Origin of the sequence: Xenorhabdus aichiensis, assembly GCF_028598775.1 — a bacterium.
GTDB classification, from domain to species: Bacteria; Pseudomonadota; Gammaproteobacteria; order Enterobacterales; family Enterobacteriaceae; genus Xenorhabdus; species Xenorhabdus bovienii.
This window is the reverse complement of record NZ_JAQRFO010000005.1, coordinates 87,959-104,775: the sequence shown is the minus strand read 5'-3', so window position 1 is coordinate 104,775 and position 16,817 is coordinate 87,959. Positions and strand designations below refer to the sequence as shown.

At 37.0% G+C, this 16,817-nt stretch carries 17 protein-coding genes, 1 tRNA gene and 1 pseudogene; 4 read left to right on the top strand and 15 right to left on the bottom strand.

Features of this window, described 5'->3' with window-relative positions:
• Positions 1–202 precede the first annotated feature (202 nt).
• On the top strand, positions 203–424 hold the full coding sequence (locus PSI22_RS04080; protein ID WP_273578700.1) for an acetolactate decarboxylase: 222 nt from the start codon (positions 203–205) through the stop codon (positions 422–424).
• Here PSI22_RS04080 and PSI22_RS04075 read toward each other — a convergent pair.
• The gene (locus PSI22_RS04075; RefSeq protein ID WP_273578699.1) at positions 393–1,316 is read right to left on the bottom strand and encodes a DMT family transporter; all 924 of its coding nucleotides are present in this window, start codon (positions 1,314–1,316) and stop codon (positions 393–395) included. The two genes, PSI22_RS04080 and PSI22_RS04075, sit on opposite strands and share 32 nt — an antisense overlap.
• 117 nt (positions 1,317–1,433) lie before the next feature.
• On the opposite strand from PSI22_RS04075, the gene PSI22_RS04070 reads away from it, so the two are divergent.
• Complete coding sequence (locus PSI22_RS04070; RefSeq protein ID WP_273578698.1) at positions 1,434–2,336, top strand: LysR family transcriptional regulator; 903 nt, start codon at positions 1,434–1,436, stop codon at positions 2,334–2,336.
• 132 nt (positions 2,337–2,468) lie between these two features.
• Here PSI22_RS04070 and PSI22_RS04065 read toward each other — a convergent pair whose 3' ends face one another.
• Positions 2,469–2,963: a GNAT family N-acetyltransferase gene (locus PSI22_RS04065; protein ID WP_273578697.1), complete on the bottom strand. Its 495-nt coding sequence runs from the start codon at positions 2,961–2,963 to the stop codon at positions 2,469–2,471.
• A 144-nt stretch (positions 2,964–3,107) separates the two neighbouring features.
• Here PSI22_RS04065 and PSI22_RS04060 point away from each other — a divergent pair, with 144 nt between their 5' ends.
• Entirely contained in the window at positions 3,108–3,515 is a 408-nt protein-coding gene (locus tag PSI22_RS04060; protein ID WP_273578696.1) for a nuclear transport factor 2 family protein, read from the top strand.
• A 53-nt stretch (positions 3,516–3,568) separates the two neighbouring features.
• Here the strand turns inward: PSI22_RS04060 and cycA are convergent, their stop codons facing one another.
• Positions 3,569–4,975 carry a D-serine/D-alanine/glycine transporter gene (gene cycA, locus PSI22_RS04055; RefSeq protein ID WP_273578695.1) on the bottom strand — a complete coding sequence of 469 codons (1,407 nt, stop codon included), beginning with the start codon at positions 4,973–4,975 and terminating at the stop codon, positions 3,569–3,571.
• A gap of 239 nt (positions 4,976–5,214) precedes the next feature.
• Between cycA and PSI22_RS04050 the strand changes: the two genes are divergently transcribed.
• A tRNA-Lys gene (locus PSI22_RS04050) sits at positions 5,215–5,290 on the top strand.
• A 138-nt stretch (positions 5,291–5,428) separates the two neighbouring features.
• Here the strand turns inward: PSI22_RS04050 and PSI22_RS04045 are convergent.
• From PSI22_RS04045 to PSI22_RS03990, 12 genes and pseudogenes are all read right to left on the bottom strand, one after another.
• Positions 5,429–5,914: pseudogene (locus tag PSI22_RS04045) on the bottom strand (IS6 family transposase); the annotation flags it as partial.
• 24 nt (positions 5,915–5,938) lie between these two features.
• Positions 5,939–6,448 (bottom strand): DUF6622 family protein, encoded by a 510-nt coding sequence (locus tag PSI22_RS04040; RefSeq protein WP_273578694.1) that lies wholly within the window; start codon positions 6,446–6,448, stop codon positions 5,939–5,941.
• Positions 6,449–7,044: 596 nt separating this feature from the next.
• The gene (locus PSI22_RS04035) at positions 7,045–7,803 is read right to left on the bottom strand and encodes an ApeI family dehydratase (RefSeq protein WP_273578693.1); all 759 of its coding nucleotides are present in this window, start codon (positions 7,801–7,803) and stop codon (positions 7,045–7,047) included.
• An 8-nt stretch (positions 7,804–7,811) separates the two neighbouring features.
• Complete coding sequence (locus PSI22_RS04030) at positions 7,812–8,873, bottom strand: citrate/2-methylcitrate synthase (RefSeq protein WP_273578692.1); 1,062 nt, start codon at positions 8,871–8,873, stop codon at positions 7,812–7,814.
• Positions 8,863–9,681, bottom strand: a complete 819-nt coding sequence (locus PSI22_RS04025) for a class I SAM-dependent methyltransferase (protein ID WP_273578691.1) — start codon at positions 9,679–9,681, stop codon at positions 8,863–8,865. The genes PSI22_RS04030 and PSI22_RS04025 overlap by 11 nt, the downstream gene beginning before the upstream one ends.
• A 77-nt stretch (positions 9,682–9,758) precedes the next feature.
• Positions 9,759–10,313: a hypothetical protein gene (locus PSI22_RS04020; RefSeq protein ID WP_273578690.1), complete on the bottom strand. Its 555-nt coding sequence runs from the start codon at positions 10,311–10,313 to the stop codon at positions 9,759–9,761.
• Between the two features lie 3 nt (positions 10,314–10,316).
• Positions 10,317–11,498 (bottom strand): AMP-binding protein, encoded by a 1,182-nt coding sequence (locus PSI22_RS04015; protein ID WP_273578689.1) that lies wholly within the window; start codon positions 11,496–11,498, stop codon positions 10,317–10,319.
• 1 nt (position 11,499) lies between these two features.
• Positions 11,500–12,165 carry a class I SAM-dependent methyltransferase gene (locus PSI22_RS04010; protein WP_273578688.1) on the bottom strand — a complete coding sequence of 222 codons (666 nt, stop codon included), beginning with the start codon at positions 12,163–12,165 and terminating at the stop codon, positions 11,500–11,502.
• A 208-nt stretch (positions 12,166–12,373) separates the two neighbouring features.
• Complete coding sequence (locus PSI22_RS04005) at positions 12,374–13,036, bottom strand: holo-ACP synthase (protein WP_273578687.1); 663 nt, start codon at positions 13,034–13,036, stop codon at positions 12,374–12,376.
• Positions 13,033–14,448 carry an AMP-binding protein gene (locus PSI22_RS04000; protein WP_273578686.1) on the bottom strand — a complete coding sequence of 472 codons (1,416 nt, stop codon included), beginning with the start codon at positions 14,446–14,448 and terminating at the stop codon, positions 13,033–13,035. Before PSI22_RS04000 ends, PSI22_RS04005 begins: the two co-directional genes overlap by 4 nt.
• 1 nt (position 14,449) lies before the next feature.
• Positions 14,450–15,745 carry a beta-ketoacyl-[acyl-carrier-protein] synthase family protein gene (locus PSI22_RS03995; RefSeq protein WP_273578685.1) on the bottom strand — a complete coding sequence of 432 codons (1,296 nt, stop codon included), beginning with the start codon at positions 15,743–15,745 and terminating at the stop codon, positions 14,450–14,452.
• 7 nt (positions 15,746–15,752) lie between these two features.
• Entirely contained in the window at positions 15,753–16,817 is a 1,065-nt protein-coding gene (locus tag PSI22_RS03990; RefSeq protein ID WP_273578684.1) for a hypothetical protein, read from the bottom strand.

Here is a 16,817-nt window from a genome sequence, read left to right as displayed (position 1 = left end):
CGTGGTCTTTATTAATCCTATTTACAATAAAAAATAGTTTCCTTGATAATCACTATAATCGATAACAATATTAATTAAAATAACGACAAAGCACTTTAGGTATTTCCCATAAAAACACCTACTAAATTCAGATTATAGCACAGTAACAAATTAATTAATTATCAGGAACAATATAACCGCCAATATAAAAATGGAGGGGAATATGAAAAGCCGCATAATAAAGCAATACTCCACCGTCTATGCTTTAATGGCGGGTGTCTTTGATAGGATGTTTACAGTATCAGAAATCAGTCATAGCGGAAGGTTTGATATTGGCTGCTTACATGCACTCACAGGTGAGATTACGCAATTATCGGAAATAGCAAGGCAGAAAATCCTGCCTGCTCTTCCCCTTAATATTTTTCCAAAATACCTTTGGATGTGAACCACGCCGTGATAATACCTTGCCCTAAGAGCACTCCCACAATAGTCAGTATAATGCCAACAAGTTGTGGCAAACTTGGCACATTTCCCATCATTAACTGTATAAGCAGGGCAAAAATAGGCACAAAGTTAAAGAATATCGCTGTCTTCCCTGCTCCTCTCAGCGCAACCCCTATGTTCCAAAAAAGATAAGCTAAAAATGAACCCGCAATCCCCATATAAGCGCTTGCTAAATGACTCTCAAACGTTCCTGATCGCATTGAAGAAATCGGTGATTCAACAAAAAAAGCGATCATCGCTAATATCACCACACCAAAAAGCATCGTCCAACTGGTTATCTCAAGTGGCGTTGCATTGGTAATGAATTTACGGGTTCCCACCGTATAAATGGCCCAGCCGAGACTACCTGCGAAAATAATTACATCTCCCGATGCCATATGAACCATACCGCCCATCAATTGACCATTAGTGATCACCAAAACAACACCCAGTAAGCTAATACCCATTCCTAACACACGGATAAGTTCAGGAAAACGACGATTCATGATGGCTTCCAAGATATTGGCAGAAATGGGTGTCGTTGCCATGATGAGTGCGGCCGTGATAGGACTGGAGCTTTGAAGGCCAACAAATAACGCTCCGTTGAATCCAGCTACACCAATTGCCCCAAGACAAATAAATGCCAGCAGGTTTTTCCTCAGCACTTTGCCATGAATGCCACTTTTTAATGCCATAAAAATAAAAATCGGTAAGACAGCAAAAACAAAGCGTTCAACTGAGGCTGTCCACGGAGGCAAGCTCTCTAGCGCAAATTTTGTCACTTGAAAATTTGAGCTCCAAAAAAATGTTGCAAATAACGTTAAAACAACAGCTGACTGTGGTGTATTTCGCATAGTAATGACCTTATTTTTAATTCTGCACACGTTAGACTGGATTGCTTTTATCGAGATCATTGTGGCATATTTCAAATTCGGAATATGTAGACAAAAATAGAAATCAATTTTCCAAAAATGAAAAATAAAACAGCGCAATCATTGGTTTGGGATGATATCCGTGTATTTCTGGCGATAGCACGGACAGGCACATTAAGTCGAGCGGCAGATGTTCTAAAAATCGGTATTGCAACGGTCTCGCGAAAAATTGAGCGACTTGAAGCGACCTTTGGGATGCCTCTATTTCTCCGCCATCAGGCTGGCTATCGACTCACAGAAGACGGAAAAGAACTGTTGGAAAAAGCCAAAGCGATGGAAATAGCCGCCAGCTCCTTTTTGCTTGAAGCCGATACCCGGATTGCAATTTCAGGGAAAGTCCGACTCGCCACCACAGAAACATTCGCGAGTGACTTAGTAATACCGAATTTACCAACCTTACAGAAAAACTATCCCGATCTCACTTTGGAAATCACAACGGATATTCATACCGTAGACCTACATCGTCGGGATGCGGATCTGGCACTTCGTATCGTCAGGCCTGAACGAGGGCATGTTACCGTCCGTCAATTGGGAAAATTAGGATTTGGGCTTTATGGCAACAAAGATTATTTGGCAACTTGTTCACCTGACATACTGAGAGGTGAATATGAAAAGGCACGTTTTATTGGTTGGGCAGAGACCCACTCGTACCTTCCTTCATTCCGATGGACTGAGAAAAACCTCAAAAACCGGCCGTTATCTGTGGCTACAACTTCACTGAGCGCACAATTGGCTGCCGTAAAAGCGGGACTGGGGTTGGCGGTACTACCGCATTTCATTGTTCAAAATACTGAACTTCAATGCATTTCTCATGATTTGGGAATAGATCAATCCATCTGGCTTGTGATTCAGGCCGATTTGGCACACTCTCCCAGAATACGTAAGGTTGCTGATTTTTTAGCGGAAATTGTTTTTCAAAATCAGGGGAAGCTTTCAGGATAAACTGGAATTAATTCTGTGATATTGCCTGATTAAGTGTAATCAGGCAGAAATATAAGGAAGAAGGAAAAGCGACCAAAGCAACGCTTTTCCTCTACCTGCTTAAACACCATAAATCATTCAGTGTCATAATAATTAATTTTTTATTATAGACATGGCCATAACATCACAATATTGGCCATTTTTTAGGGAAGCCTTACGTAAAACGCCTTCCTTTTCAAAGCCAAATTTGGTGTATAGGGCTATTGCTTTTTCATTATCGGTAAAAACTTCCAACTCAATTCTAACGGCAGCCAGCCAATTAAAAGCATAATCAATCGCGAATTCCATCATTTTTGAACCAATACCTTTGCCAGAATAATCAGCATCAACACTAATCCCGATTCCTACTACATGCCTGCGTCTTGGATTATCCAGAGTAAATAAACTCACGTTACCCACAACCTTACCGTCTATCTCAGCAACAAAATGGATAGTTCCCCTCGTTTTATTTTCCTTAAGACGTTCCCGCCACATTTCACGCGAAGGGCATGGAAGTTGTAATGTATTCGGATACACATCGGGGTGGCTAAAAATTCGTTGAAAATGCTCGGCATCTTCTGGCTCAGTGGCCCTAATTGTAATTTCCATGTGAACCTCTTTTTCGACTTGACCCTTTTATAACTACCTGATAAAAAAATAAATGTAAATAGAGTATTTGAAATTTATCAAATCAATAATAAAATCATCGCCAATGTTATTTGGCATATTTGTTTATTCTTTTCGGAGCTGCATGTGCACCAGGAAAACTCAGCTATTTTTGAATTGCTCAAGAGCCTTAAAGTCAGCCTGCATAAAGAAAAAAGAAATAATATCGATTGGCTAAACACTATCTTGCATGATGATTTTCTAGAAATCGCAAAATCGGGTTATGTTTATTCTAAAAAAATCGTAATCGATGAATTAACGACAAAATTTAAAATGGTCTTGCCAATATTTTCGCGGGATTTTAACATCAAATGGCTAGATAAAAATATTGTACTAATTACCTATCAATCCTACGAAATAAATAAATCAGGCCATCCATTCAATAAAGCGCTTCGTTCATCTATTTGGCAATTATCTGTATCCGGTACATGGCAACTTAGGTTCCATCAGGGAACAATCATGGCAGCCCAGCCGCTCGGCAATGTCACGCCGTAGGTAAAAAAATGGCCCTGAATTCGGGCCATTGATTAACTAGGATTGATCCTTACTCAGCGATAAAGGCGAGTTCTGCGTTTTTTCACAATTTGGAACCCGATCACTAAAATAATGAACCAGACTGGTGTGGCGATTAATGCCTGTCGGGTATCTGGCTGCAAGGACAGTAATACCAGTACAAAGGCAAAGAAAGCCAAACACAGCCATGACATAACGATACCCAATGGCATTTTATACACCGATGCCTTATGCAGCGCAGGGCGGCGTTTCCGATAAACCAGGTAGGAACACAAAATCATGCTCCAGATAAACATGAACAGAGTAGCAGAAACGGTTGTCACCAGTGTAAAGACCCGCATCACATCAGGAATAAAGTAAATCAGAATGACGCCAAAAGAGAGGCATAGACAGGTAAAGATCAATCCCGATGCAGGAACCGAACGGCGGGATAAACGGCTAAACTGCTTCGGTGCATCCCCTTCTTTCGCCAAACCAAATAACATCCGGCTAGTAGAAAAAACCCCACTGTTTGCCGAAGATGCCGCAGAAGTCAGCACCACAAAATTCACAATGCTGGCCGCAGCCGGTAACCCAATCAGGACAAACAGCTCCACAAACGGACTTTTATCCGCAACAATCGAACGCCATGGCGTGACTGACATAATCACAATCAGAGCCAGCACATAGAATGTGATAATCCTGATCGGAATGGCATTAATTGCTTTTGGCAGGGATTTCATCGGATCTTTGGTTTCTGCGGCGGCGGTTCCCACTAATTCAATACCGACAAAAGCAAATATCGCAATCTGGAATCCGGCAAAAAACCCACTCAGCCCCATTGGGAACATGCCACCATCATTCCAGACATTGGATAATGTAGCAGTATGTCCCGCAGGAGATTGAAAATGGGTGCCAATCAAAATACCGCCTATGACAATCAAAGCAACAATCGCAACGATTTTGATCATGGCAAACCAGAATTCCAGCTCTCCGAACAATTTTACCGTCGCGAGATTCAGTGTCAGCAAGATCAAAACGCACAAGAGCGAAGTTGCCCACTCAGGAAAGTCGGGCGTCCAATAACTGACATAAGAGGTAATCGCGACAACATCAGCAACGCCAGTAATGACCCAGCAAAACCAGTAAGTCCAGCCCACAAAAAAACCGGCCCACGGCCCTAGCAAGTCTGCTGCAAAATCACTGAACGACTTATAGTGCAAATTGGAAAGTAATAACTCGCCCATTGCACGCATAACAAAAAACAGCATAAATCCGATGATCATATATACAAAGATGATCGATGGCCCCGCAAGGGAGATGGTCTTGCCTGATCCCATAAACAGGCCAGTCCCTATAGCGCCACCAATTGCAATAAGCTGTATATGTCGATTGGTGAGACTTCTCTGTAGATGCGAGCCTTCTGTTTCAGGTGTGTGGGTAGATTGTATTTTTTCTTCCATAATTGTATCCCATTTATTCTCACAGCATGGAGCATGGCCTTAATCCCCTCAGACTGTGTTTAAGCTATCATTGTGACATAGACAGCCGAGGTATTAACAGAAGGATTTCAATTGAAAAACAAGATGCTGACATTTCAATCTACTGATAGTCTAGACGCTGTTTACATTTTATTCACAGAATAAAAAAGTGAAAATAAGCCATTGACGACGTGTTATTAGAGAACAATAATCAGCTTGTTGGGTCGTTAGCTCAGTTGGTAGAGCAGTTGATTCTTAATCAATTGGTCGGGAGTTCGAGCCTCCCACGACCCACCATATTTTAATTATTAAATCAATGCATTAGGCCACTTTATGACGAGTATCTCTTTTATATTTATTAGCCAGCGGCGACAGAGTTTTTCGGTTCTGTCGCATTAACAGAGAGATCTCGAGCGAAAGTGCCTTGATTTATTTTTATACAGTTAGTCGATAGAAATAGACCGCCGGTGAAATTGGATACTCTGGTTCTTGCGGGTATTGTCCTTTGCGCAACATGCAGACCCGTTCAATCCCGGCTAATACGGTCTGAGCCCACCTAAAGTTTTTGAACCCCAGCATAGGGCGTGTTTGCCGTTTGACGTTGCGATGATCCTGTTCAATCAGGTTATTGAGATACTTATTTTGCCGGATATTGATCTGCTTATCCTTCGGTTTTCCCTGATTTAACTCGTCTAGCGCGGCTTTGTCAGCGCCACTTTTATCCAGGGTCACCACTTCAGGTTGTCTGTGCTGACCCATCGCCTTTTTAAAGAAATGCAAGGGGATCTCCTTATCCCGATAGGCGGTCAACAGAAAATCAACCGTATTGCCGTTTGAGTCTACAGCACGGTAGAGGTAACGCCATTGTCCTTTGATTTTGATATAGGTTTCATCCATTCGCCACCGAACGCCCAATAACCTAACGAGAAGTAATATTGATCTTGGTTATGAATTCTTATTCTTACACCATGAAATAAAAAGATTCAGTGTTCCTCCCCAAAAAATACCATCAAGAAGGCCGCTTAATAGCCCGAAGAGTAAATTATAATGTAATGAGTGTAGCAATATTGGGTAAATACTTAATAAAGCCGTCATGATAAACTTACTTACAAAAGTAATCATGATCACTATCAATGTCAAAGGCGTACCTGGGCGAATAATTAAGTTGCTGTTAGTTTTTTTTCTTAATCGTGGCTGTGATCTCCATAATATCCAACCAATAGTAGTACCGAAAATCAGACCGATTCCCATCATCACCAGTGATAAATTTGAGAAGTAGGTTTCCGTGAGAACACTATGTATTCCCCAAACTAAAAATACGGTAGGCAGCAAGAAAATGCGCCCTATACTCATTTCACGGTTTGAAAGAGCTTTAATGCCTCTTATGATAAGAAATACAAGCAGAATCCAGACCCATATAGGTGTGTCTTTTATAATAGTGATGTATTGTGGCATGTTGTCACTCATTAGTCTTTTTTGTATGAAAAGTTTATTATTAAGATGATTTTTCTTTCTGTAAGAATCCCTCATTATTGAGGATAAATATTTAGATACAAGTATGGTGAAAACAATAGTGCTTAAAGATAATAAGTGGGACTGCACCTTTGATATAAAAATATAACCTATGATCCCACTTATTACAAAAGCAAAAACCCATATTAATGTTATATTTTTATTAATTTTATAAAAAACAACATGATTGAGCTTATCTTCTGAAAGAGAATCTCACAACTATGCAATCGTAAATGGCTTTGTTATGATTAAATTGAATATAGCAATAATAGCTGAAATTGTGTAACAAAAACTTGCAGGATAATCAAAAATTAATGGAATCCAATCGAAACAATAGTTAATAAAAATAAATGGAAAATTGAATAAATTTCATAAAATTATCGGTTCATACTGTGAAATGAGATGACGATTAATTACGATTAGAAAGGCTAAAAGAAAACCCCATATTGTAAATTTTGTTTCTATGCTTAATGAAGTAAACATCACATAAGAATAGAGATTCTAGGGAATCAGAGAGATAAAAAATTTTAATAAATTATTCATTGCATTGCCTGCAAGAAAGAAAAACTGCCATTAGTATGACGTTCACCATTTTCATCACAGATAAAAAAATTACCTAACATTCCTTCACTATTAGTTTTGAGTGATACTGTATAATTATGATCAGGTTTTACCGCTTTCAGGAATTTGACTTTGTGTAATTTAATGATATCAATCTTGCGTTCATTCCTTTTACACAGAGAGAAAACAAGATCTATAAGTAATGAGCCGGGGCAAACAGGTTGTCCCGGAAAATGTTCCTGAAACAAATAATGACCTGGATTCAAATTGAAACCATAACAGTGGTTGCTGATAGGCCAGACTTCCCATAGGGAAATAGCAGAGTTTTCAATGGAAATCTCAGAGAAAGGCGTCGTTGGTAATACTACCTCACTGACGATAATGCTGGCTTGCGCAACAATTTTTTCTCTAGATTCTCCACTATAAACTCGGCAGTTAACACGGAAGGTGTTATAGATTGGCTCAAATCCCCCTTCCACGATCATCTTATTGCTACATGATGCCACCTTACAGGAAAAATGTTCAATCATAACAGGGAGAAAACGCTGCCGCATTTTAGCCGAAAACTGTGAGGATACATAACGAACCGCAAACTGGTTTAAGGCTTCAATCAACAGACTAATGGCACTGTGATTTTGATGCCCTTGCCAACTTGAAAGTAGTGCAACACCGGTTGCCATCTCTCTCTTTGGTTCAATACTCAGAGGTAAGCATATTGCAAGAAATTGTGTTTCCATGTTGCACCTTATAACCAGTGTTTCGGAAATTCTTTGTATTTTTCACGCAACTCCTTCGAACTCATACCAAATGCATGTGCATTGAAACGTTGTCTATAATGACTCAATAGGATAGGTGCTCGACAAACAAAGAAAGCAAGTACGGCAATATAGGGATCAACCCGTCTCTGACTGAGTACACAGCCTAATAAATAATCTACATTAGCGTTTAATCCACAGTAAGAGGTAATGGTATTAGCGAGTATTTTATAAGGAATGAATGTATCATTATATTGAGAAAAAAATGCATCAACACGCGTATCTCGTGGCATAACTGGATGGCCGAAGCCCGGATAGGGTTTAGTGACACAGTAGTTATGCATGGCACTCTTGATATTCCCTCGTTTTAAATGAGGAGATAAAGCGTTAAGTTTTTTCGTAACGAGTTGACAAGCACCTAAATGTGACGGACCGGCTGCACATAAAGCTCCCATTAAGGCATAATTAACACTGTTTTTAGTACTGGCAATAAATCTTACTGTCGCAGTGGTTGGTGTAACTATACCGAATCCCCCTAATAACAGCGACATCATAAAACTGCTATCAATAGTATTATCAGTATAATCACTAAGTGACGTCAGAAACCATTGGCTAAATGCGCGGCAATTTGTTAGTTGTGGAAGAAGAGGGGTGTATTCTTTGCGTCTTGCAAGTTCGATTAGCCATGGTAACAACAGTATTACCATCAAATCAGATTGATCTTCTGTAATTGATTGTTCGGTAAGAAGAGACTTATCTATTTCTACTTGCATTAGTAATATGATGAAGCGCTGCAAGGGAGATAATTCTTGGTTGCAGGGTAACAATTGATGCATTTTTTGAATCCTTACTGCACACGCACTGTTTTGTAAGGCTATGCTGGCTTTCATTACTAGGCTATCCATTTCTTCAAGTGATAAAGTATCACCGCTTAGAGAAAACCAAGTATTTTGTAAGTAGTGATAATTTTTCGCTAAGGTTAAAATGTTTTTCTGGCGAATATATAGAGTGTTTTTTTCAATGTCATAGTAATCAATTGAGTTATTTTCCATGTTGTTCTCCATTGAGTGCAGGAAACCGATAAAGTCTCAAATTCATATCGTTGCGCTCTTTGGTAGCCAACAAATAGTGTTCAAAACTTGTTGAACCTCTAAATTGAGAGTGATAAAGAAAATGAGGGATTCGCTCGATTACATTTACAGTATCAATAGCTGAATTGAGAATAGCAGCATAAACGTTTTCTTTATTTACGATAGACGATGAGAGAAGAATCAGATCAATGCCAGCATAGTTAAAATTTTCTCCGGCTTCAGTGATAAACGTTGCTCGCTCAACAGCCACTCCTTTATGGTGCCGCCAGTTTTCAAAGACTTCCCGAGCTGACTCAATAGCATCTTTGTCGTAATCAATTGCAGTGACCTTGGCATTTGTATATTTCATCCACATCAGAATCGATGCAGGCATTGGGCCACAGCCAATATGACATATATACTTAGGGGATTGTTCTAATAATTTTCTTTCGTCGAAATATAGTGAGCGATAATTCTCAGTATAGAATTTTCGATTTTCACTTAAAGTAGATATTTCATTCTCGATTAGTGTTTTTTTTCCACACATAAAACTAGCAATAATTGTTTCATGATTTTTCTCATCGAGAATAATTTTATTATCCAATTTTGAAAGTAATTGCTCCTGATTATGGCTAAACTTATGATATAGATCAGGATGATTTCTTTTAATAAACAAAAGTTCATCACGTATTTTTTTTACTATAAAATCAAACTCTGGTAATAATCCAGATTGTTTTTTTATAGGGTAACTTATTGCCTGATTTATTTTATCTATTATGTCATTTAACATAATTTAATATCCTTTTATCTATTATTAAAATAAGATTTATCTTTAATGAAAAGGAAAGCTTTCGTGCCTAATTTGTGTTATCTCTCCCCATGCCATGAGGAAAATTTATACAAATTAAGGTTCGTATCGTAACGCTCTTTAGTCGCTAACTGATAACGTTCAAAACCTTTCGGGCGGTAGAATTCTAAGTTATAAAAGTACCTAGGTGTCCTTTCAATGATGCTTACTGTATCCTTATCTGAATTAAGAATGGCAGAAAAAACGCCTTCTTTGTTTAAGATAGCCCTGGAAACTTTCTCATCAAAATATAATGAATGGTTGCGCTCAATATAGTAATTTTTCATTTTATCTACAGCTGAAGCTTCATCTCCAGAAAATGGCAACGTCCCAGTCATAGAGTCAGAAATCATGATTTCCCAATTTTTACTATGGGCTAGTGCTTTATTATCTAAAACTGAGAGCAGACGTGACTGATTTTTGCAAAATCTATTATATTGACCAGGGTCATTTTTTACATCTAGAAGGTCATCACGTATTTCTGTGCTAAGATCATTAAATTTTGGTGATAACGAATATTTCTCTATTGGATAATTTATTGATTCATTTGTCTTATTTATTATATCATCAAACATGATTTAACCCCGATTATCTATAATTAACAAATGCTTTCCTCGGGGAGATAGAGAAAAGTCGTTATAGTCTGTTTTAATTAAACAGACATTTCCTCGATTTCTACTATAAACTTCAGCTAACTCTGGTATATTTCGTATTTTTTCTTCTAGGCTATCTAAATCAGCTTTATCATTTTCTTTAGATGAAATTTTTATCATGAGATATTCTTTATTCTTATTATCAGAAGATAATGTAATTTGTATTTGAGCATCGGGTAATTGATTGACAATAAGGCGTGTTATTTTTTTACAATTGACAACATTCCCCATGAAATTAAATTCATCTATATTACGCCTGATACCAGTTAAGAGCAGGCTCTCGTTTCTATAACTGATTTTTGCATTATCATCAGTAGGGTATCGGATCAAACGATATGATGCTGTGTGATCCAATGAAGTAACTAATAACCCAAACTGATTATCATATTCAAAAAAGAAGTCCTCTTTAAAGAGAATATATTGATCATGATTTTCAATAGAAATTCCCAGAAAACCACACTCAGACAACCCATACAGTCCAATAATTTTTAAACCATTCCCTAATATATCCAGAATATATTTTTCTTGATCTTTTCGAAGAGATTCGCCAGTGAAAACTATCTTTTTTATTGATAATGAAATATCAAAATACTTCATTGCCTCAATAAATTGAATAATTGAGGCAGGCACACCAAATAATACAGAAAGACCAATTTTTACGAGAAAATGAAAATGTTTTTTATCTAAGAGTCTAATATCTCCAATTGGAATTACGCTGGCATGACAGTATTTTGCTATTTCACAGGCAGAATAGTGTAATGATGAGAACAAATTAATCGTAAACAGATTGCCTACTACGTCCTGACAAGTAAAAACTTGTTGTTTTTTTAGCTTGCTAATAAGATTATGTTCACTATTGGAAGCTGAATTTTTACTCACTTTGAAAGCAGTCCGTACAGCCTTCATTGTTCCTGTGGTTCCGCTGGTTGTGCCTATTAAAGCAGGAAAAGAAGCTGCTTCTATCGGTGTATTCACAGGTAAAAGTATTTGCTTGTTTACAGGCACTATACTGCAAAATTCTTGATAATCAGAAAAATAACATTGTGTTATTGTTGCCAGACGTTCCCGTTCACTCTGGAATAGTTGTGAATTATCATAATTTTTCATATTACACCTTCTTTTTTATAAGAATTTCACAACCTAAAGCACCTATTCCGGTTCCTTTTTTCACATGGTATTCAATGTTTTTCATCTGGCATGAGGATAGTAGTGACTGAATTTGTTCTAACGTATATTTCTCATCGATACTCATGTTGGGAACACCACATTTTTCTCGCTCTTCGTTAAATAACTTAATGGCTTTCTCATCTGCATCAGCCAATGGTTCATGAATAATGGCAATCCCACCTTTATCCAATACACGACATATTTCCTGTAAACCTTTTGGGGGTTCTGCCCAATGATGAATAATTGACCTTCCATAAATTAATGAGAACATCTGTTCATTAAATGGTAATGCACTAGCACTGCCTTCATACACGGTTATTTTCGACTGTACCGCGTGTTTTTTTATTTTCTCCCGGCAGAAAGTAACCATACGTAAATCAAGATCAATTCCGTTTAAGTCGTAATGGCTAAGTTCTGGAGCATCTAATAAACTAAAAAGCATATGGCCTGTCCCCATGCCCACATCCAATAAATTATTTTTTTCTGAGGTGATAGTTGCCATCTCTTCAAGGAGGCGTTTTCTAAGATAGGAGTTCCATATTGAAGTTCCTACAATTGCAAAATTTTCGTATTGTTCAGGAGTTAAATCAACAAATAAATCTTTCATTATTCATGTCCTTATAGTGTATAAATAGAAAATAAAATAACCTAATCTAATGCATTATTGTGATGATTATCTATGTGATTGAAATTAGGTTTTACCTATAAACATGACTTACCACATGATGCATGTTTAATTTAACTACTTTTATATTTCAATATATTAAAATAAATAATTTTTCGAAAATATTAGGGAACTTATGTAGATACTATTGTTACACTAACGAATTACTATCATCTAAGACAGAAGAAAGAGAGTCATTCATTAACGTAACCGCAATTATTGAACCATCAATTTCGTAATAAGTACAGTGTATTTTTGGAATTTTAAGTTTAATTTCACTCCCAATATAAATAAACGTGCACAGTTGGTCATCTAATTTTTCCAGCACATAATCATCAATATTAAAGGTAAATGGCTGAAAAGAAAATAATGCTTTATAGATACTCTCCATACAGCAAAAAACAACTGTTGATAAGTAAATTTTATCTGTATTTGGGTTTAAATAATCCTTATATTTTCGTAGAAAATCAATCATAAAATGGCGTACTTTTCTATGGTAACAAAGATACTCAATATCAACACCAATATAGCTAACTTCTGGTATATGACTTAAGAGCAGTGCAGTAAGCTGCTTACCATGACTAACACTGTAATAGCGGTTAACAGCAGCATAATCAGTACTAAAAAGTTCTTTTAATAAGATTAAACTATATTGCTTAGCAAATTCTCGTTGGCGTATAGCATTACTGGCTTGGCTCATAAAAGGAGGTAACTTTATAGGGTGGTGTTTTTTTTCATTTAATAAAGTATTTTCAGTATATGAAAACAAGCAAAGAAACAGATTTGATTTTACATTAATAAAAATCCTTATCATTTTACCCCCGACGATATGAATTTTATTTTACCTGTATTAGTTGTAGGAATAAGGGGAATAGTATTTACTATAAAGTCGTAGCGGTGCCAAGACTGTAATAGCAAATTTTTTATATTACTAACTGTTTCTTTTTCCACAGTTGATTCGATATTTATTTCAATGAAACCTTCAGAGTTTTTGCTAAAATAGTGACGGACGTAACCCATTTCCTGCATAATTTGATTAGATATTGCTTTTTCAGGGAAAAATTTTCCATTAATTTTAAACTCGTTCACAGTACGTGAAATCCAATAATAACAATCGTCACTATCTTTTTCGAAGAGATCACCAGAGTTAAACCAGCCATCATTATGTAAGAGAGTCAGGTTACTATCGACATATCCATCGGCAGAATATGGTGTTTGATAGTGCATCTGACTAAAGCCAGTTGTAAAATCAGTATTTTTTTTCAATTGAATTTGAATTTCGTCAGATATAACAAAACCTGGAGCAACCACGCTATTACGGCTTCTTTTTTCAATATCGCTGGTCGTTTCAAATTTATGGCAAAATAAACGAGGACCAGATTCAGTCTGACCAAAATTATTCCATAATACATCACAACAATTCATTATTTGTGTCGCTTGAAAGGTGAGTAAACAATCTGATGCATTTAGAACGGTTGCTAACCGTGTACGGCTTTCAGTTAGTACTTTACTTAGTGGAAGCATCAAATCACCAATCAAGGGCAGGGTATTGATAGAATAAAAATGGATTATTTCATTAATACTGTTCAGTCGATAGTGTTCGAATATTAATCCTCCTTCTGAAATTAGCGTGCTTAACATAGTAGATAGCCCATACATATACTGTACAGGGAAAACACACAGGGTATTCTTGTCAGAAGTTATCTGTAGATAACCCCGGACTTTTTCAGCATTCGCGGTAAGTCTAATTTCTTTGTATTGTATCAGCTTGGGCTTACCGGTTGTCCCAGAAGTCATAAAGTAAAAATAGGCATATGGAAACGGAGTAAAATCGTATGTAGATCTGATATAATTTGAACCAGCGCAATGAGAAGTAAGGACAATCTTCTTATTTATAGGGATTCTTGCTTGACATGCTGGATTCATTACGTAAGCAGCAATATTATCTTCTTTTACCAACATTTGGACTGTGGTGATATCACGGATATTCACAATCATCGCTTTTAGTTTAAGTGCAGAAGCAAGAAAATAATAGAGCATTCCTTCTAAGCTATTTCTGATTAGAAAAACAAATAGCGCTTCTCGATTAGTCTTATAATGAGCAGAGTGAGTGAGGATCTGTGTGATACCACTTTGCACCATTGCCGTAAAATCGGCACCATTATAACTTTGATTTTTAACTTTAACGCGCCAATTGTTCTGTAATAAAGATACGATAGTTAACATATCAATTATTCTCAATAATGTTAGGGTTGCCGAGTACTAAGCTGGCTGCACTCCCACCCATACCAAATGAATTTTTTATCGCATAATGCAAAGGCATATAAGTATGTTGTCTAACTAACGAGATATGTTCCGGCAATTGGGGATCTGGTTCATCAAGGTTTAAAATACCGGGTAGGAAATTATGTTGAAATGCCACAATAACCGCAAGTATTTCCATAGCACCAGCTGTCGCAATCAGATGGCCATGATTTGATTTAGTTGCAATAATTGCCGGTTGATGTTCACCAAATACTCTGGAAATAGCCCGGGATTCATGAAGATCGTTTTGTACCGTTGATGTACCGTGAGCACTGACAAAATCGATATGACTCTTAGCAATCTTCGCATCTTTCAGTGCCCTTTCCATCGAAAGCTTCATTTCTAGTTCATCATGGTGTGGGGCCACTATATTTTCAGCGCACAAGGAACTGCCATATCCCAGTAACCGCACCAGTGGTATTCCTTGGCGTGCTCGAACGGCTGATTCTTTTTCAATAACAAATAAAACTGCACCTTCTGCTAATACAAAGCCACTACGATTGCGATCAAAAGGACGTGATAGTTGTGAGCCCGTATAACGATTATCGGTTGTAATGACCCCCATCCCTTCTAAGCGTGCCACATTTAATGGAGTAACCTTGGCAGAAACCCCTCCTGTGATAGCCGCCTTTATCTGGCCTCTCTGGATAGCACGCATAGCCAGTCCGATACTTTGCGTTGAGGCTGAACAAAGTCCAAGATGAGCAAAACTGGTGCCAGTGTACGGAATAATATTATGAATAGATTTAAGAATGGCACCGCAGTCTAGATCGAATAATTCGCTGACTTTAAAATGTTCAATTGCTGCTTTGATACGATTTTCTCTAGTAGCATTTAATGGTAGTTTTTTAGTAAATTCAATACACTGCTCTATATCCATAGCAGGTTCATCTGTGCCAATTATACAACCTATTTCATTGGCTGAATAATAATCTGTTAACCTTATCTGACAGGAAAGTTCAATGGCTGCTTTTTCTGCATAGAAAAGCTCACCATTACGGAAATGTTTTTTCTTTGGCCACTGAAGTAATTCATTTCCTTCATCGGGTATGCCAGCATAAGATGAATTCAGAGAGTGATGGTCAAATTTTTTAATAGGCTTAACTCCACTGATATTATTTTTCAAGTTAAAATATATATCTTCCAATTTATTACCGAGTGGCGTGATTGCACTATATAAACTAATGCACAACGGGTCGTAAGGTAGATTTTTATCCATTTTCACGTCACTTTTTAGTTAAAAAAATACATCCCAAACCGTAATTTATTCCTGTGCCATTTAACAATAATTTACAGCCATTAGGAATTTCCGGGTCATTCAGGCAACACAGAATATCAAGGATATTGTTTAGCCTACCGGTATAACCTGTAATTAACTTGTAATTCATAATTTTTGCATCTGGAAATATCTTTTCTATTGAATTATATTCAGCTTCTTTTTGTTCTAAAATCCCATTATCATAACTGATTATTATATCGGGAGTACCGTGTTTCTTTTTTTGTTCGACAAAAATATTTTCCCAATCTTCATGTGTGTATTTTACTTTCGGGATGTAATGAATAATAATGGAAATTATTTCAGCTAGTGCTTCATGCGGATCGTGATCCAAATGGAGAATAACACTACCCCAGCTAGGAATAATACCTGAGTTCATCGACGCATTTTCACGAATTTCACCAAATTTACTAAATACAATTAAGATATCAGAACTTAACATATTTGCGCTATTTATAATTAGTGCTCCTTGCTTAACGTCATTATGAATAATGTCTTCTTGGGCCATTTTTAAAGCACTCATGCCACTTAATGATGCGGAACGCAAAGGAATTCCCTCTTCATGATTAGAGAGTATCTTGGAAATATGATAAAGAGGATTAGTCGGCAATAAGCGAAGCATTTCCAATGGGTTATCTAACTTATTAAAATAAGATAGATTTTTCCAAAAATCATCAGCCCCCTTATGAACAACCTCTTTTAACGTATTCAAATTATGTTCTTCACTATCACAAGCTGAATAAAGTCTTGCTTTTGATAAAAATTTAAGATTGGTTTTTTCCCCCAGATCAGCCAATGCATTGATTGATAATTTAGATATAGTATTTAATACAGCCCGATCTTCTCGTTTAATCAATGTAGGATCACTGATAGAAATTTTAGATTCAGAGTAAATATTTACTAATGGAAAACTTCTAGCCGTTTTAGATTTATAGATCATTAATGAAAGTAAATCTGCACTACTTTTAGCATACTGCTGATAAACACCATAATTTTTAATATATGATCTTCTCAT

Bases quoted from the DNA above. Each gene is read 5' to 3' on its own strand.
- PSI22_RS04080 (WP_273578700.1), top strand. From the start codon at position 203: ATGAAAAGCCGCATAATAAAGCAATACTCCACCGTCTATGCTTTAATG.
- PSI22_RS04075 (WP_273578699.1), bottom strand. From the start codon at position 1,316: ATGCGAAATACACCACAGTCAGCTGTTGTTTTAACGTTATTTGCAACA.
- PSI22_RS04070 (WP_273578698.1), top strand. From the start codon at position 1,434: ATGAAAAATAAAACAGCGCAATCATTGGTTTGGGATGATATCCGTGTA.
- PSI22_RS04065 (WP_273578697.1), bottom strand. From the start codon at position 2,963: ATGGAAATTACAATTAGGGCCACTGAGCCAGAAGATGCCGAGCATTTT.
- cycA (WP_273578695.1), bottom strand. From the start codon at position 4,975: ATGGAAGAAAAAATACAATCTACCCACACACCTGAAACAGAAGGCTCG.
- PSI22_RS04040 (WP_273578694.1), bottom strand. From the start codon at position 6,448: ATGCCACAATACATCACTATTATAAAAGACACACCTATATGGGTCTGG.
- PSI22_RS04035 (WP_273578693.1), bottom strand. From the start codon at position 7,803: ATGGAAACACAATTTCTTGCAATATGCTTACCTCTGAGTATTGAACCA.
- PSI22_RS04030 (WP_273578692.1), bottom strand. From the start codon at position 8,873: ATGGAAAATAACTCAATTGATTACTATGACATTGAAAAAAACACTCTA.
- PSI22_RS04025 (WP_273578691.1), bottom strand. From the start codon at position 9,681: ATGTTAAATGACATAATAGATAAAATAAATCAGGCAATAAGTTACCCT.
- PSI22_RS04020 (WP_273578690.1), bottom strand. From the start codon at position 10,313: ATGTTTGATGATATAATAAATAAGACAAATGAATCAATAAATTATCCA.
- PSI22_RS04015 (WP_273578689.1), bottom strand. From the start codon at position 11,498: ATGAAAAATTATGATAATTCACAACTATTCCAGAGTGAACGGGAACGT.
- PSI22_RS04010 (WP_273578688.1), bottom strand. From the start codon at position 12,165: ATGAAAGATTTATTTGTTGATTTAACTCCTGAACAATACGAAAATTTT.
- PSI22_RS04005 (WP_273578687.1), bottom strand. From the start codon at position 13,036: ATGATAAGGATTTTTATTAATGTAAAATCAAATCTGTTTCTTTGCTTG.
- PSI22_RS04000 (WP_273578686.1), bottom strand. From the start codon at position 14,448: ATGTTAACTATCGTATCTTTATTACAGAACAATTGGCGCGTTAAAGTT.
- PSI22_RS03995 (WP_273578685.1), bottom strand. From the start codon at position 15,745: ATGGATAAAAATCTACCTTACGACCCGTTGTGCATTAGTTTATATAGT.
- PSI22_RS03990 (WP_273578684.1), bottom strand. From the start codon at position 16,817: ATGAGAAGATCATATATTAAAAATTATGGTGTTTATCAGCAGTATGCT.